At 75.3% G+C, this 18,640-nt stretch carries 19 protein-coding genes; 4 read left to right on the top strand and 15 right to left on the bottom strand.

All coding sequences use genetic code 11. The features are described from left to right. Positions 1–17: 17 nt before the first annotated feature. On the bottom strand, positions 18–1,271 hold the full coding sequence (locus tag ACIA8O_RS35380) for an MFS transporter (RefSeq protein ID WP_396298140.1): 1,254 nt from the start codon (positions 1,269–1,271) through the stop codon (positions 18–20). Positions 1,272–1,374: 103 nt separating this feature from the next. Between ACIA8O_RS35380 and ACIA8O_RS35375 the strand changes: the two genes are divergently transcribed. Further along, positions 1,375–2,361, top strand: coding sequence for a MarR family transcriptional regulator (locus ACIA8O_RS35375; RefSeq protein ID WP_396298139.1), 987 nt, complete (start codon positions 1,375–1,377; stop codon positions 2,359–2,361). Between the two features lie 190 nt (positions 2,362–2,551). Here ACIA8O_RS35375 and ACIA8O_RS35370 read toward each other — a convergent pair whose 3' ends face one another. Continuing rightward, positions 2,552–3,853, bottom strand: a complete 1,302-nt coding sequence (locus ACIA8O_RS35370; RefSeq protein ID WP_396298138.1) for a geranylgeranyl reductase family protein — start codon at positions 3,851–3,853, stop codon at positions 2,552–2,554. A 125-nt stretch (positions 3,854–3,978) separates the two neighbouring features. Here ACIA8O_RS35370 and ACIA8O_RS35365 point away from each other — a divergent pair, with 125 nt between their 5' ends. After that, positions 3,979–5,343: a dipeptidase gene (locus ACIA8O_RS35365; RefSeq protein ID WP_396298137.1), complete on the top strand. Its 1,365-nt coding sequence runs from the start codon at positions 3,979–3,981 to the stop codon at positions 5,341–5,343. Between the two features lie 31 nt (positions 5,344–5,374). On the opposite strand, the gene ACIA8O_RS35360 is transcribed toward ACIA8O_RS35365, so the two are convergent. The 12 genes from ACIA8O_RS35360 to ACIA8O_RS35305 form a co-directional block, all read right to left on the bottom strand. After that, positions 5,375–6,100 (bottom strand): hypothetical protein, encoded by a 726-nt coding sequence (locus ACIA8O_RS35360; protein WP_396298136.1) that lies wholly within the window; start codon positions 6,098–6,100, stop codon positions 5,375–5,377. A gap of 69 nt (positions 6,101–6,169) precedes the next feature. Continuing rightward, positions 6,170–6,805, bottom strand: a complete 636-nt coding sequence (locus ACIA8O_RS35355; protein ID WP_396298135.1) for a DUF4184 family protein — start codon at positions 6,803–6,805, stop codon at positions 6,170–6,172. 10 nt (positions 6,806–6,815) lie between these two features. After that, positions 6,816–7,322 carry a hypothetical protein gene (locus tag ACIA8O_RS35350; RefSeq protein ID WP_396298134.1) on the bottom strand — a complete coding sequence of 169 codons (507 nt, stop codon included), beginning with the start codon at positions 7,320–7,322 and terminating at the stop codon, positions 6,816–6,818. After that, entirely contained in the window at positions 7,319–7,798 is a 480-nt protein-coding gene (locus ACIA8O_RS35345) for a diadenosine tetraphosphate hydrolase (RefSeq protein WP_396298263.1), read from the bottom strand. The genes ACIA8O_RS35350 and ACIA8O_RS35345 overlap by 4 nt, the downstream gene beginning before the upstream one ends. A 23-nt stretch (positions 7,799–7,821) precedes the next feature. Next, positions 7,822–8,874 (bottom strand): NUDIX domain-containing protein, encoded by a 1,053-nt coding sequence (locus ACIA8O_RS35340; RefSeq protein WP_396298133.1) that lies wholly within the window; start codon positions 8,872–8,874, stop codon positions 7,822–7,824. Between the two features lie 183 nt (positions 8,875–9,057). After that, positions 9,058–10,464, bottom strand: coding sequence for an acyl-CoA synthetase (locus ACIA8O_RS35335; protein ID WP_396298132.1), 1,407 nt, complete (start codon positions 10,462–10,464; stop codon positions 9,058–9,060). A 246-nt stretch (positions 10,465–10,710) separates the two neighbouring features. Continuing rightward, positions 10,711–10,905, bottom strand: a complete 195-nt coding sequence (locus tag ACIA8O_RS35330; RefSeq protein WP_396298131.1) for a hypothetical protein — start codon at positions 10,903–10,905, stop codon at positions 10,711–10,713. 172 nt (positions 10,906–11,077) lie between these two features. Continuing rightward, positions 11,078–12,241 (bottom strand): hypothetical protein, encoded by a 1,164-nt coding sequence (locus ACIA8O_RS35325; RefSeq protein ID WP_396298130.1) that lies wholly within the window; start codon positions 12,239–12,241, stop codon positions 11,078–11,080. Positions 12,242–12,562: 321 nt separating this feature from the next. Continuing rightward, a complete protein-coding gene (locus ACIA8O_RS35320) occupies positions 12,563–13,888 on the bottom strand; it encodes a hypothetical protein (RefSeq protein WP_396298129.1) in 1,326 nt (441 codons plus the stop codon). Between the two features lie 243 nt (positions 13,889–14,131). Next, complete coding sequence (locus ACIA8O_RS35315) at positions 14,132–15,094, bottom strand: electron transfer flavoprotein subunit alpha/FixB family protein (RefSeq protein WP_396298128.1); 963 nt, start codon at positions 15,092–15,094, stop codon at positions 14,132–14,134. Positions 15,095–15,135: 41 nt separating this feature from the next. Beyond that, on the bottom strand, positions 15,136–15,921 hold the full coding sequence (locus tag ACIA8O_RS35310; protein ID WP_396298127.1) for an electron transfer flavoprotein subunit beta/FixA family protein: 786 nt from the start codon (positions 15,919–15,921) through the stop codon (positions 15,136–15,138). Between the two features lie 396 nt (positions 15,922–16,317). Continuing rightward, positions 16,318–16,731, bottom strand: coding sequence for a thioredoxin family protein (locus ACIA8O_RS35305; RefSeq protein ID WP_396298126.1), 414 nt, complete (start codon positions 16,729–16,731; stop codon positions 16,318–16,320). A gap of 221 nt (positions 16,732–16,952) precedes the next feature. On the opposite strand from ACIA8O_RS35305, the gene ACIA8O_RS35300 reads away from it, so the two are divergent. Both ACIA8O_RS35300 and ACIA8O_RS35295 read left to right on the top strand, forming a co-directional pair. After that, on the top strand, positions 16,953–17,363 hold the full coding sequence (locus ACIA8O_RS35300; RefSeq protein ID WP_396298125.1) for a DUF4395 domain-containing protein: 411 nt from the start codon (positions 16,953–16,955) through the stop codon (positions 17,361–17,363). Positions 17,364–17,548: 185 nt separating this feature from the next. Then, a complete protein-coding gene (locus ACIA8O_RS35295; RefSeq protein WP_396298124.1) occupies positions 17,549–18,316 on the top strand; it encodes a lysophospholipid acyltransferase family protein in 768 nt (255 codons plus the stop codon). 43 nt (positions 18,317–18,359) lie between these two features. On the opposite strand, the gene ACIA8O_RS35290 is transcribed toward ACIA8O_RS35295, so the two are convergent. Next, positions 18,360–18,494, bottom strand: a complete 135-nt coding sequence (locus ACIA8O_RS35290) for a hypothetical protein (protein WP_396298123.1) — start codon at positions 18,492–18,494, stop codon at positions 18,360–18,362. Positions 18,495–18,640: the final 146 nt, after the last annotated feature.

Below are 18,640 nucleotides of genomic sequence, written 5' to 3'. Positions count from 1 at the left end.
TGGCCCCCGTCACACCGTCACGCCGTCACCCCGGGGCCGCCGCCCGCGGCCCGCCGCACCACCACCGGCATGGCCAGCGCCGCCGCCCCGAAGACGGCCGCGGCCAGCAGCCAGCCCAGCAGCCCGAGCGGCAGCACCACCGTGGTGACCAGCACCGGCCCGAGCATCAGCGCCGCCGCCTGGCCGGAGTTGAAGACGCCCTGGTAGACGCCGTGCCGCCCCTCCTCCGCGAGCTCGTAGCTGAGCGCCCACGCGGCGGCCTGGGTGGTCACCTCGCCCAGCCCCTGGAGCAGCACCGCGCCGACCAGCAGCAGGGCGGCGGCCCAGCCGGGCAGCCCGTGGGTCAGGCCGAGCACCACCCAGCCGAGGGCGACCATCAGGCCCCCGTACCGGAAGACCCGGCCCGCCCCCGCGACGGTCCCGGTGCCCCGGGCGGCCCGTACCTGGAGCAGCACCACCATCAGGGTGTTGACGACCAGTGAGCCGGCCACCAGCACCCGGGGCGCCTCGGTGTGGTCGACGATCCAGAGCGGCACGCCCACCCCCAGCAGCGGGAACTGCAGGCAGACCACCGCGTTGAGCAGGGTGACGGCCAGGTAGGTCCGGTCCCGCAGCGCGGGGCCGCGTCCCCCGGGGCCCGCCTGCACCGGGGCGGTCCCGGCCGGGCGCTCCACCGCCGGGACGACCAGCGCGTAGAGCACCGCGACCACCGCGAAGCTCACGGCGTCCACCACGATCGCGGCCACGTACGCGCCCGGGGTGTCGGCGTGCAGCACCAGCGCGGCGGCGGCGATGCCGAGGCCGTACCCGACGTTGGTGACCACCCGCAGGTAGGCCCGGTCGACCACCCGCCGGTCGGGCTGCAGCACCTCGGCGTAGAGCGCGCTGCGGACGGCGGCCGAGCCCCGGTCGGCGGCGGCCACCACGCAGGCCAGCGGCAGGAAGAGCACGTAGTCGCGGACCACCGCGTAGCCCGCCGTGCCGACCGCCTCCACCGCGACCAGGCCGATCAGCACCGGCCTGGAGCCCCACCGGTCGGCGGCCCGCCCCGCCGGGACGCCGGCCAGCACCCCGCAGACCCCGGCCAGGGTGAGCGCGAGGCCGACCCGGGCCGGGCCGAAGCCGAGCACCCGGGTGAAGTAGAGGACCGCCACGGTCGTGGCCAGACCGTTGCCGAGGCAGTTGACCAGGGTGATCCCGGCGAGCCGGCGGACCAGCGGGTCCGGGTGGAGCAGGCGGTCGCGCGGCCGTTTCCGGGCAGGGGAGGACAAGGGCTCAAGGGTGGTGGAGGTCATGCACCGATCCCACCGCCTGCGGGCGGGGCGCGTAACTGATTTAGGGTATGGCTGATTCGTCGGCCCGTTGGTGGGGGAAATGCACCGGTTCCGGCTCAGCACCGAGGCGCTGGCCAACGCCTCCTTCGCCCTCTCCCCGCTCCAGGAGACCGCGCTCGGCCTGCGGATGTGGACCCACCCCGGCCGCTACCCGATGCAGGCCCCCTGGGCGGAGGTGCTCCGCCCGGCCTTCGAGCGGCTGCCGGGGGCACCGCTGCTGCTCTCCCTGGTGGGCCGCAACCGGTACGTGCCGGACTTCCTGACGCCCCGTCCGACCACCCCCCAGCCCGACTTCCACGCCGAGCTGGCGGTGGTCCGGGCGCTGCCGCCGGAGCGGCTGGCGGCGGAACTGGGCGCCGCCCACCTGCCGCACGACCGGCGGCTGCCACCGCTGCTGGCCGAGGGACTGGAGCGCGACCCGGCGGAACTGCTGGCCCGGATCGCGGACGCGCTGGAGGAGTACTGGGAGCGCTGCCTGACCCCGCTCTGGTGGCCCCGGGCCCGGCCGGTGCTCCAGGCGGACCTGGTGCACCGCTCCCGGATCTTCGCCGAACGCGGCGCGGCGGCGCTCTTCGCCGACCTGGACCGGCGGCTGGAGTGGGCTGACGGGGTCCTGACGATCCGTCGGGACTGGGGCGAGGAGGACACCGACATCACGGTGGCCGCGCGCGGGCTGGTCTTCACCCCGACCTGCTTCGCCCGCGGCGCGATCACCTCGATCAGCCACGACTACCCGCCGTCGATCGTCTACCCGGCCCGCGGCCAGGGCGCGATGTCCCCCACCCCGCGGACCCCTCCGGCCCCGGCCGCCCTGGAACTCCTGCTCGGCGCCCCCAAGGCCCGCCTCCTCGCCCTCCTCGCCGAACCGGCCTCCACCACCGAACTGGCCGCCCGCCTCGGCGTCACCCCGGGCGCGGTCAGCCAGCACCTCGCCGTCCTGCACGCCACCCGCCTGGTCACCCGCACCCGCAGCGGCCGCCTGGTCCTGTACGCCCGCAGCGCCCTGGCCGACGAACTCCTCGCGTGAGTGGTCACACCGGGGGCGCGAGGCTCTGCTGACATGCGGCTCCGCCGCGCGGGCGCGAATCGGAAGGCGGCCCACCTGCAACCGACCCACCGTCAGCCAGTTGCACGTGCTGCCGTTCCCCAGCGCGCCCCGCGGCGGAGCCGCAGATCAGCAGAGCCCCGCGCCCCTGCGGGGCGCACCCGCCTGTGCCTCAGCGCGCGGCGATCGCGGCCAGGCGGCGGGCCGCCCGGTAGTCCCGCATGATCTGCGCGAAGGTGGTGTGCCCCTGCGTGGTGCGGGCGAAGGCCCGCCAGGCCGGGCCGACCAGGCAGACGGCGGCGTGGAAGAGGTGCGGGCGCTTCTCGAAGGCGCCGAGCATCACCTTGCCGGCCCGCATCTCCACGCCCAGCCCGGCCTTGACGGCGAAGGCGTAGTTGAGCGCCTGCCGCCGGACGTCCGTGGTGCCCTGTGCCTCGGCCACCTTGACCGCCCACTCGCCGGCCAGCCGGCCCGAGCGCAGCGCGTACGAGATGCCCTCGCGGGTCCACGGCTCCAGCAGCCCGGCGGCGTCGCCGGCCACCAGCACCCGGCCCTTGGAGAGCGGCGAGTCCTCGGCCCGGCAGCGGGTCAGGTGGCCGGACTCCACGCTCGGGGTGAAGCCGTTCAGGCCCAACTGCCGGATGTAGTCCGCCAGGTACTTCTTGGTCGCCTCGCCGTCGCCGCGGGCCGAGATGACACCGACGGTGAGCGAGCCGGAGTCGGTCTTGGGGAAGACCCAGCCGTAACTGCCGGGCAGCGGGCCCCAGTCCAGGTGGATGCGGCCCTGCCAGGCCCGGGAGACCTCCTCGGGGACGGGGATCTCCGCCTCCAGGCCGAGGTCGATCTGGTCGAAGGAGACCCCGACGTGGCGGCCGATCCGGCTGGCGCTGCCGTCGGCGCCGACCACCGCGCGGGCCTCGATCCGACGGCCGTCCGCCGTGGTGACGGTGACGGTCCGTCCGTCGCCCGCGCCCTCCGGCTGCTCGACCCCGCTGACCGTGACGCCGGTGACCAGCACCGCCCCGGCCTGCTCGGCGGACTGCACCAGGCGCAGGTCGAACTCGTCCCGGTTCACCAGGCCGAAGAGCATCCGCTTGGAACGGCGGGTACGGGTGAAGCGGCCGCCGAGCGCGAAGGTGACCGCGTGCACCCGGTCCTGCAGCGGGAGCTTGAAGTCCTCCGGCAGGCTGTCCCGGGACGGGCCGATGATGCCGCCGCCGCAGGTCTTGTACCGGGGGTGCTCGGCCTTGTCGAGCAGCAGTACCCGGCGCCCCTGCCCGGCCGCCGCGTACGCGGCCGAGGAACCGGCCGGGCCCGCGCCGACCACCACCACGTCCCACACCCCGCCCAGCGGGTCCGGCTCCTGCGCGGCGGCGTCCGACGCGGGTGCGTCCGACGCGGCGTCAGGATCGGGCCCGGGCACGGCGGGCTGGTCGGGAAGGTCCTGGCCGAGGGTGCTACCGGTGTCAGTCACAGGCAGCAATCCTAGTGCGCCCGAACTGCGGCGGAACCAGCCCTCCGGGAGTGGCGGCCTATGATCGAAACCACCCGAACACCTGGTTTCCCACCGGTTCCCTCCACACACCCGGAGCACTCCCGATGACCCAGCAGCCCCTGGCGGCAGCCGTCCGCGAGCTGATGCCGCGGGCCAAGGCCGACCTCACCGACCTGGTCGCCTTCGCCTCCGTCGCCGACCCCCGGCAGTTCCCCGTCGAGGAGTGCCACAAGGCCGCCCGGTGGGTCGCCGACGCCTTCGCCGCCGAGGGCCTGACGGGCGTTCGGCTGCTGGACACCCCCGACGGCACCCAGTCCGTCTACGCCGAGCTCCCCGGCCCGGCCGGTGCCCCGACCGTGCTGCTCTACTCGCACTACGACGTGCAGCCCCCGCTGGACGAGTCCGGCTGGCACTCCCCCGCCTTCGAGCTGACCGAGCGCGACGGCCGCTGGTACGGGCGCGGCGCGGCCGACTGCAAGGGCAACATCCTGATGCACCTCACCGCCCTGCGCGCGTTGCGCCAGGTGGACGGCGGCTACCCCGTCGGCCTCAAGGTGATCGTCGAGGGCTCCGAGGAGCAGGGCACCGGCGGCCTGGAGCGCTACGCCGAGGCCCACCCCGAGCTGCTCACCGCCGACGTGATCGTGATCGGCGACACCGGCAACTTCGCCCCCGGCCTGCCCACCGTCACCGCCTCCCTGCGCGGCATCGCCGAGGCCTCCATCAGCATCACCACCCTCGCCGGGAACCTGCACTCCGGCGCCTTCGGCGGCGCCGCCCCCGACGCGCTCCAGTCCCTGGTCAAGGTGCTCGCCTCGCTCCACGACGAGAACGGCGACTGCGCGGTGGCCGGCCTGACCACCGATCAGACCTGGCAGGGCGTCGAGTACTCCGAGGAGCAGTTCCGCGCCGACGCCAAGGTGCTGGACGGCGTCGCCCTGACCGGCACCGGCACCGTGGCCGACCGCCTCTGGGCCCGCCCGGCCGTCACCGTCCTCGGCATCGACTGCCCGCCGGTGGTCGGCGGCGCCTCCTCCGTCCAGTCCGCCGCCAAGGCCCGGGTCAGCCTGCGCGTCCCGCCGGGCACCGAGGTGAAGGCCGCCCAGGACGCCCTGGTGGCCCACCTGGAGGCGGCCGTCCCGCTCGGCGCCCACGCCGTGGTCGAGCGCCTCGGCAGCGGCTCGCCGTTCAGCGCCAACACCACCGGCCCCGCCTACGCCGCGATGGCCGAGGCCATGCAGGAGTCCTTCGGCACCCCCATGGTCGCCTCCGGCGAGGGCGGCTCCATCCCCCTCTGCAACACCCTGCGCACCCTCTACCCCGAGGCCGAGATCATCCTGATCGGCGTCGAGGACCCCACCACCCAGATCCACGCCGTCAACGAGAGCGTCGACCCGCAGGAGCTGGAGAAGATGTCCCTCACCGAGGCCCTCTTCCTCCGCAACTACGCGGCGGCCAAGGCCCTCTGACGCTCCCTCCCGCCCTGCCCGGACGCCGGTCTCACTCCTCGTCCGGGTAGGGCGGGTACGGGGTGTCCTCGCCGGTCGCGCACTTGCGCAGGAAGACCTCCGGGTCCAGGGCGCCGTCGAACGACCACTCGGCCAGCACCGCCTCGCAGATCCGCCGGTTCTCGGCCCGGGCGTCCTCGACACCGAGCAGCCAACGGGCCTCGGCGCCCTGCCAGTGCGAGTCGATGATCACCAGGCGCTGCCGGTAGACCTCGTCGATCCGGGCGTCGTACCTGACGCTCCACCAGTTCACCGCCGCCACCGCCGAGACCACCGCGAGCGCGAGCCCGCCGAACGCCCACCCCGCCCGGCGCCGGCCGAGCGCAGCGAAGCCGAACCAACGGCCGGGCCCCTCCTCCTCGGTGGTCAGTGCACGGAACACCCACTGCACGACGATCAGGGACAGCCACACCCCCAGGACCGTCCCGACCAGTTCGTACGGGCCGCTCCCGAGCCGAAAGGCCTGCACCCCCTGCAGGACCGCGACGAAGACGGCCGCCCCGGTGAGCCCAGCGAGCACGCCCGCCGGGCGCCGCTGCCCGCCCTCCCAGGAGAACGGCAGACCCGCGAAGAGCGCCACGACCAGCGGGTACCACGACTGGTCGTAGTCACCCGTGATCCACACCCCGAGCGCCACCGCCGCTGCCCCCGGTACCAGCAGCACCAGCGCGAACAGCCCTTCAGCGCCGAGCCGGCGCACCACCGACCGCTCCCCCATGCCGCGAGGCTAGGTCCTCCCCCGGTGCTCCGCCAGTCTCCGTACAGGAAACGGGAGTTGACGCCCCGGTTACCGCCCGGCGGCCCGCCGGGCGAGGCCGCACGCGGTCGCCCCGAGGGCGGCGCCGGTGCCGGCGCCGAAGCAGAGTTCGTCGATCCGGCCGCGCTCGCGGCGGGCGAGGCGGTGCAGGGCGCCCGCTGCGGCAGCAGCCGTCAGCACCGCCGCAGCCGCCGGGGTCACCCGCCCCACCGCCGCCCGGTGCGGGGCCAGGGCGGCCAGGCCGAGCAGCGAAGTGCCGTACTGGAGCGCGGTGTAGAGGGGCACACCAGCCACCCGGGTGTTCAGCACCGGCAACGCCCGGACCCCGCACCGGCCCTGATGGGTGAACGAGTCCCACAGCACGTGACTGCCCGCCCCGACCGCTGCCGAGAGCGCGAACCACCCCAACCGCGGCACCTCCCGCCGCTCCGGCCGCACCACCCCGTACCACCAGGCCGCCGCCACCCCCGCGATCGCCACGTCCACCGTCGGCACGGCCCACCAACGGTGCGTCAGCCCGCCGTACCGGTAACTCCCCCGCACCACCGACTCGGCGAAGAACGGCACGTCCGGCGCCATCGCCCCGGCCACCAGCCCGGCGGCCACCCACCGCCCGCGCCCGAGTAGCGGCAGCACGGCGGCGGGGTGGCTGAAGGTGAACGGCATGCCTCAGATGCTAGGAGCCGCAGGTCGGACATGCCGTCAGGTGGCCGGTGTACAGCGCGTGGAGTCGCGAAAGCCGGGCCGCCTGCGCGGCCTCGTCCCGCGGGGACGGGGCGGTGGCGGCGAGGTGGGTGTCCCGGCCCTGCCGGTCCGTCAGGACCAGGCCGGCGGCTCCGGCCGGTCCCCAGATGTGGTGCGGGCGGTATCCGATGGTGGCCACCTCGCACCACGGCGTCGTCCGGGTCTCGACCAGGGACCGGTTGACCAGTCCGTGCGCGTCGGCACGGAGGCCGAGCAGGCCGACCCGGCAGAGCAGCGCCAGGCCCACCGCCGCGGGGCCCCCGAACACCAGCCAGAACATCCACTGCGGGAAGTGGATCAGCTGGTCCTCGGGGGTTCCCCAGGCCCGGACCAGTTCCGGCAGTTGGGGCAGTCCGAAGGCCAGCAGCAGGATGGCGAGCAGGCCCAGCCCGATCCGCTCGTTCCGGGGCACGAACTCGACGGTGCGGCCGTCGTTCACCGTGCGCCCCCGAGGTGGTCCAGTTCCTCGGTGATCGCCGCGCGCAGCGTGTCGTGGTGCGGGCCGAGGGCGTGGTCCGGGGCGGTCCAGTGCTCGCGGGGGTAGAGCCAGACGGGGTGGCCGACCTTGTCGGCGGGCTCCCAGTCGTAGCGGGGCCAGACGTGGGCGTGGAGGAAGGGGTCGGTGTTGCCGAGGATCTCCAGGTTGACGCGGCGGAAGGCGGGGTCGAGGCGGGTGCAGGCGCGTTCGACGGCCTCGCCGAGCAGGGCCATGGAGTCCAGGAAGGCGGTGCGCTGAGGGCGGGTCAGGTCGGAGAGGCGCCCGGCGGCGGGGTCGTCGCCGAGCAGGACGGTGTAGCCGGGGAGGAACTGGATGTCGCCGATCACGGCGAAGCCGCCGGGGAGGCGGCGCAGCACGGTGGGGTTCTCGCCGCGCAGGGCCGCGCCGATCCGGTCCTTCTTCCAGCCGTCGTCCATGGTTCCGTTCCGTTCGTCGTCGGTCATGCGCCCGCTCCCACGGCGGCCGGCAGCCCGGCCTCCAGGTAGCGGAGCTCGCCGCGTTCGCGCGCGTCGAGTGCGGCGGCCAGGCGCCGCAGCCGGTTGGGCGGGAGCAGCGTGGCGGCCTCGTCCAGGGTGACGAACCGCCAGCCGCGCAGTTCCTCGGCGGGCAGCCGCAGCGCGGCCCGGGCGGTGGCGTCCAGGTGGCCGCCGTCGTACATCAGGCGCAGGCCGCCGCGGCGCGGGCCGGTGCGCGGTTCCCAGTCGACGGCGAGCAGCCGCAGCGCGGAGGACTCCAGCCGCAGGCCGAGCTCCTCGACGGTCTCCCGCAGGGCGGCGTCGGTGGGGGCCTCGCCGCGCTCGACCACGCCGCCGGGGAACTCCCAGTCGGGTTTGTAGACCGGGTCGACCAGCAGTACCCGGTCCTGGTCGTCGAAGAGCAGGACGGCGGCGGCCACGGTGTCGCCGGTGGCGTCGGCGCTCTGCACGATGGGGCAGCGGGCGCTGCCCTGCTCGACCAGTTCGGCGAGCCGTTCGGCGGTCTGGCGGGGTGTCAGGCCGCCGGTGTCCACCAGCTGGGCGTCCCGGCTGAGCCAGCGGCGGGCGGCGCGGTACTGGGGCAGGTGTTCCTCGCACCAGCTGCGCACCCTGGCGCTGGCCGCCGGGTCCTCGGGGCACTCCTCGCGGGCGGCGATCCGCTCGCGGAGGATCGTTTCGTCCGCGTCCAGCACCAGGTGGTGGACGGCCAGGCCGCGGGCGGCCAGACCGCCGAAGATCTCGTCCCGGTAGTCCTCGCGCAGCAGCGTCATCGGCACCACCAGCGGGCCGGGCACCTCGGCCAGCAGGGCGGCCGCCACCTCGGGCACCAGCCGCCGCCAGGCGGCCAGGTCCTGGAAGTCCGAGACGGTGGCCATCCGGTCCGGCGGCAGGATGTGCCGCAGGCCGTAGCCGACCAGCTCGGGGTCGTAGAGCACGCTGCCCGGCAGCAGGCCGACCAGTTCCCGGCAGGCGCTGGTCTTGCCCGCGCCGAACGTCCCGTTGACCCAGACGATCACGTGTTCCCCCGCCCTTCGCCGGTCGTGCACCGGCTTCCACTTCCCGGTCGTCCCCCGCCCGGACCCGGCCCATGCCTGCCCGGTCGGGCGACCGTCGCTTCCCGGCCGTACGGCATGTGTCAGCCGCACGCGCCAGATCCCCGTCCTGTTCAGGGCGGGCGGCCCCGCCCTCCTGACCGCTGCTCAGCCCAGTTCGGGGAGCCGCTTCTTGAGTACCTTGCCCATCGCGTTCCTCGGGAGGTCCGGCACCAGCACCACCCGCCGGGGCCGCTTGTGCACGGAGAGCCGTTGCGCCACGAAGGCGGTGAGCTGATCGCCCGTCACCGAACCGTCCGCGACGACGTAGGCGACCACCGCCTGCCCGAGGTCCGGGTCGGGCGCGCCGACCACGGCCGCGTCGGCCACCGCCGGGTGGTCCCGCAGCGCGGCCTCCACCTCACCGGCGCCGATCTTGTAGCCACCGCTCTTGATCAGGTCCACCGAGGCCCGGCCGACGATCCGGTGGAAGCCGTCCGGCCCGATCACCGCGACGTCCCCGGTACGGAACCAGCCGTCGGCGGTCCACGCCTCGGCGTCCGCGTCCGGCCGGTTCAGGTACCCGGCGAACAGCGTCGGCCCGGCCACCTGGAGCTCGCCGACGCTCTCGCCGTCCAGCGGCACCGGGCCGCCGTCCTCGCCGACCAGGCGGGTGCGCACCCCCTCCAGCGGCAGGCCCACGCTGCCGGGGCGGCGCTCGCCGTCGGCCCGGGTGGAGACGGTGATCAGCGACTCGGTCATCCCGTACCGCTCGATCGGCGGGTGGCCGGTGAGCGCGTGCAGCCGCTCGAAGACCGGCGTGGGCAGCGGGGCACTGCCGGAGACCAGCAGCCGGGCCCCGGCCAGCGCCCGCGCCGACGGTGCGTCGGCCGTCACCCGGGACCAGACGGTCGGCACCCCGAAGTAGAGCGAGCCGCCCGCCGCGGCGTACGCCTGCGGCGTGGGGCGGCCGGTGTGCACCAGCCGGCTGCCGGTGCGCAACGCCCCCAGCACGCCGAGCACCAGGCCGTGCACGTGGAACAGCGGCAACCCGTGCACCAGGGTGTCCTCGGCGCTCCACTGCCAGGCGTCGGCCAGCGCGTCCAACCCCGCCCCGACGGCGGAGCGCGGGATGACCGCGCCCTTGGGGGCGCCGGTGGTACCGGAGGTGTAGAGCACGAAGGCCGGCCGATCCGCGGCCGGCTCCGCGTAGGTGGAGTCCGAACGGACCGTCAGATCGACCGGCAGCGCCTCGATCCCGTCCACCGGCGGGGCGTCCGCGGCCCGCGCCAGCAGGGCGGCGCCGGAGTCCCGCAGGATGTGCTCGCGCTCCTTCGGCCCGGAGTCCGGCGGCAGCGGCACCACCGGCACCCCGGCCAGCAGCCCGCCCACCACGGCGGCCACCGTGTGCGCGCTCGGCGTGGCCAGCACCGCCAGCGCGGGCGCCCCGGCCACCCGGTCGGCCACCGCCGCGGCGGCGCCGAGCAGTTGCTCCCGCGAGAGCGGCAGGCCGTCGATCACCAGGGCGTCGGCGGCATCGCCGTACGCACCGTCCAGTGCCGTCAGGAGTCCCATGGCCCGGACTCTACCGGCGCCACGTTACCGGCCGGTGCCGGGGCTCTCCGAGGGTGCAAGGCCGCACGTGGTCACACCAGGGGCACAAGGACGTACATGGCTGCCCGGGGCGCGAGGACGTACGTGGCTACCTCGGGGGCGCGAGGAACTGCGCGGGTCGGGAGGCGGCTCACCGGCAACTGGACCGCCGTCAGCCGGTTGCACGTGCTGCCGTACCCCTCCGCGCAGTTCCTCGCGCCCCCGGGTTCACCTGGTCTCGCCGGAAGCCCAGCGGCCGGCTTCGGAGCACTGCGGGTTCCGGCAGGCCCCGGCCCTCCAGGTGTGCAGCCGGCGGCCGCCGGGGCCCTCGGTCTCCCCCGCGTGCTCCGCCTCGACGGCGGAGTTGCAGCGGGCACAGGTGAGGTTCCTCGGCTTGGTCGTGCCGGTCCGGAGCTCTTCCATCGGGGTGCCACCCATTCTGCGTGTGCCGGCCCGGGGTCCGGCCCGGGTACCGCCATGGTCGGGCGGGCGGCGGTGGGAGGTCCACGGGCCGCCACCCGCCGGGGGCATCCGTCGGATGAACGCCGGTCGTCCCCTGACGGCCCCTCACCCCCGCCGACCTGCCGGTCCGGCCTCAGCGGGCGGTTGACGGCGCCGCGTTCTGGACGCCGCCGCACAGCCCGGCCGCAGGCCCGCCGCGGACCTCGCTGGCCGCCCGGCGGTCCACCGTGCTGAGCGGGCCCAGGCCGGAGAGCACCGTCAGCAGCCCGCTCGTGGTCAGCGAGCCCGCCGGGCCCGGGACGGGTTCGAGGACCGTCAGGGTGGCGGCCTCGGCGAGCAGTTCGGGCCGCAGTCCGGCCAGGCCGCCGGGCCGGACGGTGCGGCCGGCCGGGAGCCAGTCCGGGAGCACCGGGCCGAAGGCGCCGAGCAGCAGCACCAGATCGCTCTGCCGGGCCGCCGACTCGGCCGCGTCCCGCAGGTCCGAGGCCCGGTAGCACCACTGGTCGGGGTGTTGGCCGCGCAGGGTCGGGAACCTGCGGCGCAGCACCGTGACGATCTCCCGGACCTCCTGCAGCGGGGTGCAGGGCACGGTGACGAAGGCCAGCCGCGCGGGGTCCGCGGGGGCGATCCGCTCGGCCTGCTCCACCGTACCGACCGTCAACTCCTCGGGGTGGCCGGGCAGTACCGCCCGGGGCAGCCCGGTGCCGTACGCGCCGGTGCCGGCGCCGACCAGCAGCAGCGTCTCGCCCTCGGCCAGCCGTCCGTCGGCGGTCCGCCGGGCCTGCCCGGCGGCGGAGCAGGCGCCGGCCCGCCCGGCGGCGAGCGGACCGACGGCGGCCGGCGGGGGCGCGGGCGGGGAGGCCGGCGGGGCGGCGGGGCGCGGCCTCGGGGTGGCTGCGGGCGGCCAGGCCGTGCACGGGGCGGGCGGGGCGGGCAGCAGCACCCGACGGGTCTTCAGCACCGCCGTGTAGCCGAGCACCGCCCGGCGGGCCGCCCCCGCGAGGCGGGCGGGCGCGGCGGCGGCCAGGCCGACGGGGCGGCCCGAGGGGTCGAGGTAGCTGGTGGCGAGCAGGCCCGGGCGGCCCTGGTGCCGCTCGGCCGGTTCGGCCGCGCCGCGGAGCGCGACCGGGCCGGTCCGGTGCGGGATGCCGAGCGCTTCCAGCCAGGCGGCCAGCAGCGGAGCGGCCGGGCAGTGAACGGTGCCCCGCGCCGGGTGGTCGAACGCGGTCACCACGGTGACCTGGTCCGTCGGGGCGCCCTCCGTGCGGAAGAACTCCGTCCTTGTCGACCGGTGCACGTGCCGTCTCCTCCTTCGTCCGATGGCCGGGCACCCTGCCCGGCACACCCCCGTGATCTTCGGAACCGGACCGCCCCCGGATCTCCCCCGTCCGGGGGCGCACGGAGGTGTGCCCCGGGAGCATCGGAGCTCACGCCGTCACGGGCCGTGCGCCGTACCGAGGTGATGCCGGTGGGGGCGCGGGGAACTGCGCAGGACGGGAGGACGGAACCCGGGTGCCGGGTACGGACCCTCACGTGCACGTGGCCCTCCGTACCCGGCACACGGGTCCGCCTCTTCCGTCCCGCGCAGTTCCCCGCGCCCCCGGCCTCACCGACCGCGTCACGCCGACGGCGAACCGAGCAGGTGCGCGGCGTGCGGGCTGTACCGGTGCGGCAGCAGGGCCGTCCGCATCGCGGCCTGGGCCTCGTCGATCCGGCGGGAGTGCAGCCCGCCGCGCAGGGTGAGGAAGCGTTCCCAGGCCAGGCAGGCCGCGTCCAACTCACCTGCCGCCAGGTGGAGTTCGCCGAGCCTCGCGAGCACCAGGGCCTGCGCCCGGGCCTCGTGGAGCGGCCGCAGGCGGGTGGAGAGCCGCAGGTCGGCGAGGGCTCCGTCGTGGTCGCCGAGGCACTGGCGGACCTCGGCCCGCTGGTGGGCCAGGGCGGCGGGGTTGTAGCCGCCGAGGCTGGGTGGTGGGCCGGCGGCGCGGTCGAGTTCCCGTTCGGCCTGCCGGATCGCGCCGACGGCCTCCTGCCGCCGCCCCACCGAGGCGCGGGCGAGGGCGAGTTGGCCCTGGAGGAAAGCCAGGGTGCGCGGGTCGGAGCGGCCCGCCACGGCCAGGGCCCGTTCGGCCAGCCGGAGTGCGGCGGCGTGGTGGCCGAGCCGGTGCGCCTGCACGCTGAGGGCCCGCAGCACCAAGGCGAGGGTCTTCGGTTCGCCGCTCTCCTCGGCGAGTTCGGCCGCCGTGCGGTACCAGCGCTGGGCCGTCCCGTGCCGGCCGTGGTCGAGGTGCAGGAAGCCGCCGAGGGTGACCAGCCGGGCGCAACTGCCGAGCAGCGAGCGGCGGGTGACGGGGGTGCCGCTCAGCCGCAGCCAGGGCAGCGCGACGCTGGTGGTGAAGCCGGTGAGCGCCCGGAGCACGGTGCCGGAGCCGGTCAGGTGGTCGCTGTGCGAGAACTGCGCGGTGAGCTCCTCGACGCAGGCCACGTGCCGGGCACCGAGCCGCTCGGCGCCGCCGTCCGCGGGCCGCCGGGGGCGGACCACCCCGGGCCGGGGCGGCAGCAGCTCCAGGTCGGCGGCCCGGTAGACGGCGGCCCCGGCGCGCAGCAGCCCCAGGTCGTACGGATCGTCCGTCGCGGCGCCCGACGCTCCGTCAGCGGTCGCGTCCCGGGCGAGCCCGCCATCGGCGCGCCCGCCGTGGAGCCCCGCCTCGGCCGGCTCCACCGGCCGCCCCAGCCGCCGGGAGAGGGCCTCGGCGATCAGCAGCGGCACCGGCGGCCTGGGCCGGGTGCCGCTGAGCCACTGGCTGACCGAGGCGCGCTGGTAGTGCAGCCGCAGCCCGGCCTCCCGCCCGACCGCGTTGACGGCCCGGGCGAACTCCTCCCCGGTCCAGCCGGCCTGCGCCAGCAGCAGGCGCAGGCCCGCGTTGTCCTGGGGGGTGCGGGGCATGGTGGCCTCCACTGGTCGACCGGCCGGGCGGCGGGGGTGCCGTTCCCGTCATGCCCGGTGGAACGAGCCGTCAGCGCACACCGAACGGTGGTTCCTCGGCGCAGGGGAGCACACGCCGGTGGCACGGAGCTCCGGCGCACCCCCGCCCGCCCCACGGGCCGACGACGACCACGGGCCGACGACGACGGAGCCCCCGCCGGAGCGTGACGCTCCGACGGGGGCCCGTGGTCACCCGGGGAAGGCTCAGCCCTTGCGGGCCTTCACCTCGGCGGTGAGCTGCGGCAGGACGGCGAACAGGTCGCCGACCACGCCGTAGTCGACCAGCTCGAAGATCGGGGCCTCGGGGTCCTTGTTGATCGCCACGATGGTCTTCGAGGTCTGCATGCCGGCCCGGTGCTGGATGGCGCCGGAGATGCCCGCCGCGACGTACAGCTGCGGGGAGACCTGCTTGCCGGTCTGGCCGACCTGGTTGGTGTGCGGGTACCAGCCGGCGTCGACGGCGGCGCGCGAGGCACCGACGGCCGCGCCGAGCGCGTCGGCCAGCTCCTCGACCACGCCGAAGCCCTCGGCGGCACCGACGCCGCGGCCGCCGGAGACCACGATCGCGGCCTCGGTCAGCTCCGGGCGGCCGGAGGAGACGCGGGCGGTGCGGGCGGTGACGGTGGCGGCCTTGCCGGTGAACTCGACCGTGACGTTCTCGACGGCGCCGGCGGCCGGGGCGGCCTCGGGGCTGGTCGAGTTCGGCTTCACGGTGATGACCGGGGTGCCCTTGGAGACCTTCGACTTGACCTGGAAGGAGGCCGCGAAGACCGACTGGGTGGCGACCGGACCGCCGTCGCCGGCCTCCAGGTCCACCGCGTCGGTGATGATGCCGGACTCGAGGCGCAGCGCCACGCGGGCCGCGACCTCCTTGCCCTCGCCGGAGGAGGTGACCAGGACGGCCGCGGCACCGGAGGCCTTGGCGATCTGGGTCAGCGCGTCGACCTTGGGGACGACCAGCTGGGTGGAGAACTCGTCGGCGTCGGCGACGTACACCTTGGCCGCACCGAACTCGCCCGCCTTGGCGGCGATGTCGGCGGCGGCGGCACCGGCGCCCAGGACGACCGCCGAGGGCTCGCCGATGCGGCGGGCCAGGGTCAGCAGTTCGAGGGCCGGCTTGCGGACCACACCGTCGGCGTGGTCCACGAGAACCAGGATCTCAGCCATGATTTCTTGCTCCTGATGGTTCGTGGGGCACTAACGGGTGGTCAGATGAACTTCTGCTCGGCCAGGTAGGAGGCCAGCGCCTTGCCGCCCTCGCCCTCGTCCTTGACGATGGTGCCGGCGGTGCGGGCCGGGCGGGCCGCGATGGCCTCGACGGCGGTCCAGGAGCCGGCCAGGCCGACCTCGTCCGCCTCGATGCCCAGGTCGTCCAGGTCCAGCGACTCGACCGGCTTCTTCTTGGCGGCCATGATCCCCTTGAAGGAGGGGTAACGGGCCTCGCCGGACTGGTCGGTGACCGAGATCACGGCCGGCAGCTCGGCCTCGAGCTGCTCGGTGGCGGCGTCGCCGTCGCGGCGGCCCTTGACCGTGGTGCCCTCCAGGGAGACCTCGGAGAGCAGGGTGGCCTGCGGGACGCCCAGGCGCTCGGCGAGCAGGGCCGGCAGGACGCCCATGGTGCCGTCGGTGGAGGCCATGCCGCAGACGACCAGGTCGTAGCCGGTCTTCTCCAGGGCCTTGGCGACGATCGCCGAGGTGCCGATCACGTCGGTGCCGTGGATGTCGTCGTCGTTCACGTGGACGGCCTTGTCGGCGCCCATCGACAGCGCCTTGCGCAGCGCGTCCTTGGCGTCGTCCGGGCCGACGGTGAGGACGGTCACCTCGGCGTCGCCGTGAGCCTCGGCGATGCGGAGCGCCTGCTCCACGCCGTACTCGTCCAGCTCCGACAGGAGGCCGTCGACGGCGTCCCGGTCGGTGGTGGTGTCGTCCGCGAAGCGACGGTCACCGGTCGCGTCGGGCACGTACTTCACACAGACAACGATCCTCAAGCTCACGGCCTGTCTCCTGTACTGGTCTCGTCCGGCGGCAGCGGCCGCGCGAGTGGATGCGAACACGCCACGCACCCACTCCGGGCAGCGGATTCCTGTGCCCGTCCGGAACTTGCTGGCAGCATACTCGCGAGTAGCTTAGCCGTCACTACTGGCCAGTAGCTTAGCTCTGCCGCAGTCCGGCCGGGCGCTCCGCACCCCGTGCCGCCCACGGCCCGGAGGGGCCCCGGACGGCCGCACTGCCGTCTGCGCCCCATCCTGCCCCAGGCGGCGCCGAGTACCCCCTGACGGGGCGGCTGATCCGCTGTGAGATTGAACGGTCTTGACAAGATCCACCCGAGCGGACGGGGGGTCGGACCGACCGTCAATCGGGCGGCGCCGCCCTCCGGTTGACGGCCGGTCTCAGACCGCCTCGCCGAGCGCGGCGATGACGTCCGCCCGGCGGGGCTGGCCGGAGGCGCGGCGGACCACCCGGCCGGCCGCGTCCAGGACCAGGACGGTCGGCGTGCGGAGGATGTCCAGGCGGCGCACCAGGTCCAGGTTGAGCTCGGCGTCCACCTCCACGTGCGCCACGCCGGGCACCATCCCGGCCACCTCGCCGAGCACCCGCTTGGTGGCCCGGCAGGGCTGGCAGAAGGCGGTGGAGAACTGCACCAGCGTCGCCCGCTCGCCCAGCTCGGCACCCAGCTCCTCCGCCGCGAGCACCTGCGCCGCGTCCCTGCTCCGCACCCTGACCCTCCCGTCCCACCGTTTCCTCGCCAGCCCGAAGCCGCCCGCGAGCACCAGGACCCCGACGCACACCCACAACCCGGTCACCGCCCCAGTGTGCGGCATCCCACCCGTGCGGCGGTCCGGACCCCCGCCCCGGGGACCGGGCGCAGCCCCCTGCCGGACGCCGCCCGCCCGGCGTACGATCTGCCGCATGGACTCCGCCCGTCTGACCCGCCGTCGGGTGATCGACCTGTGCCGGGTCACGACGAGCCACTGTCGCTGAGACTCCGTCAGCTCGCAGTCCGTTCCGTCACCTCGGAGTCCGCATGCAGATCGACCCGCGCGGGCCGCGTTCCGCCGCCGCGCTCACCTCCCTCGTCCTGGCCGCCGTCCTGGTCACCGGCAGCTGGTGGCTGCTGGCCGCCCAGGCCGCCGTCTTCGCCCTCTCCCTCGCGGACCGCTCCCCCTACGGGTGGCTCTACCGCGTCGCCGTCCGCCCCCGCCTCGGCCCGCCGGCCGAGCTGGAGGACGCCCGCCCGCCCCGGTTCGCCCAGGGGGTCGGCCTGGCGTTCGCCCTGGTCGGGACGGTCGGGTACCTGACCGGCGCGGCCTGGCTGGGCCTGGCCGCCACCGCCGCGGCGCTCGGCGCGGCCTTCCTGAACGCGGCCTTCGGCTACTGCCTCGGCTGTGAGATGTACCTCCTGCTGCGCAGGAACCAACTCCGCCCCGGCGGCTGAGCACGCGCGATCCCGCCCCGTCCCGGTGGCCGCGGTGCGGACCGGCGTGACAGCGACCCCCCCTTCGGGGGATCATGCGCCTGTACCACCCCGTGGCCACCGCGGCGTGCCCGCCTCCGGTCGGCCCCACCCCGCACCCCGGGACCATCCGACCGGGCCGAGGCCCGCTGGAAGTAGGGCTGACCGTGGCAGAGTTCGTCTACCCGCCGGTGATCGCGGCGGCGCTGACCGCCTTCCGTGCGCTGGACTGCCGGATCGAGATCGTCGGTGCCGAGCACATCCCGGCCAAGGGCGGCGCGGTGCTGGTGAGCAATCACATCAGCTACCTGGACTTCCTCTTCGCCGGCCTGGGCGCCTTCAAGGGCGGCCGGCGCAAGACCCGCTTCATGGCCAAGGACGACGTCTTCAAGCACGCCGTCTCCGGCCCGCTGATGCGCGGCATGAAGCACATCCCGGTGGACCGGGCCGACGGCCAGCCCGCCTACGAGGCGGCGGTGAAGGCGCTGCGCGAGGGCGAGGTGGTCGGGGTGTTCCCCGAGGCCACCATCAGCCGCTCGTTCACCCTGAAGAAGTTCAAGACCGGCGCGGCCCGGATGGCGGCCGACTCCGGGACCCCGCTGCTGCCGGTGGTGCTCTGGGGCACCCAGCAGCTGTGGACCAAGGGGCGGCCGAAGACCCTGACCAAGCGTCACGTCCCGGTCACCATCATGATCGGCGAGCCGATCGTGCTGACCCCCGAGGACAAGCCGGTGATGGTCACCCGGCGCCTGCGCGCCGCGATGACCGAGATGCTCGACCGCGCCCAGCGCGAGTACCCGGGCCGGCCGACCGGCCCGGACGACACCTGGTGGCTGCCCGCCCACCTCGGCGGCACCGCCCCCACCCTGGAGCAGGCCGAGGCCGAGGACGAGGCGGAGGCCGCCGCCAAGGCCGAGCGCCGCGCCCAGCGCTGAACCACCGGGGCGGGACACCACCGAGCTGTCCCGCCCCTTCGGCTCAGAACGGCCACCACCACGCCTTGTTGCGGTACTCGTCCGCCTCCGGCGAGTGCGGCCGGTCCCACCCGCCGACCGGCCGCAGCAGCCACCGCAGGAACGTCCGGAACCTCGCGCCCCGTCCCTGACCCTTCATCACGCCACCCCCGTGGTCGGTCCGTCCGTACTCCGACGGTAATCCCGGAACGTCTCCGACTTGACACGGCCGGGTACCGGTCGTGCTCCAGGGGGGGTGGAATCCCGCCATCCTCCTGCCCCCGTGCATGAGCTCCGCCCGCCGGG

The sequence above is a fragment of the Kitasatospora sp. NPDC051853 genome, from assembly GCF_044452665.1.
Lineage (GTDB): Bacteria > Actinomycetota > Actinomycetes > Streptomycetales > Streptomycetaceae > Kitasatospora.
Note: the sequence above shows the minus strand (reverse complement) of the source record. Positions and strands in the feature narration are given on the sequence as shown.

Excerpts from the sequence above, each read along its gene's own strand:
- ACIA8O_RS35375 (WP_396298139.1), top strand. The coding sequence starts at position 1,375 with ATGCACCGGTTCCGGCTCAGCACCGAGGCGCTGGCCAACGCCTCCTTC.
- ACIA8O_RS35365 (WP_396298137.1), top strand. The coding sequence starts at position 3,979 with ATGACCCAGCAGCCCCTGGCGGCAGCCGTCCGCGAGCTGATGCCGCGG.
- ACIA8O_RS35360 (WP_396298136.1), bottom strand. The coding sequence starts at position 6,100 with ATGGGGGAGCGGTCGGTGGTGCGCCGGCTCGGCGCTGAAGGGCTGTTC.
- ACIA8O_RS35355 (WP_396298135.1), bottom strand. The coding sequence starts at position 6,805 with ATGCCGTTCACCTTCAGCCACCCCGCCGCCGTGCTGCCGCTACTCGGG.
- ACIA8O_RS35345 (WP_396298263.1), bottom strand. The coding sequence starts at position 7,798 with ATGGACGACGGCTGGAAGAAGGACCGGATCGGCGCGGCCCTGCGCGGC.
- ACIA8O_RS35335 (WP_396298132.1), bottom strand. The coding sequence starts at position 10,464 with ATGGGACTCCTGACGGCACTGGACGGTGCGTACGGCGATGCCGCCGAC.
- ACIA8O_RS35330 (WP_396298131.1), bottom strand. The coding sequence starts at position 10,905 with ATGGAAGAGCTCCGGACCGGCACGACCAAGCCGAGGAACCTCACCTGT.
- ACIA8O_RS35320 (WP_396298129.1), bottom strand. The coding sequence starts at position 13,888 with ATGCCCCGCACCCCCCAGGACAACGCGGGCCTGCGCCTGCTGCTGGCG.
- ACIA8O_RS35315 (WP_396298128.1), bottom strand. The coding sequence starts at position 15,094 with ATGGCTGAGATCCTGGTTCTCGTGGACCACGCCGACGGTGTGGTCCGC.
- ACIA8O_RS35300 (WP_396298125.1), top strand. The coding sequence starts at position 16,953 with ATGCAGATCGACCCGCGCGGGCCGCGTTCCGCCGCCGCGCTCACCTCC.
- ACIA8O_RS35290 (WP_396298123.1), bottom strand. The coding sequence starts at position 18,494 with ATGAAGGGTCAGGGACGGGGCGCGAGGTTCCGGACGTTCCTGCGGTGG.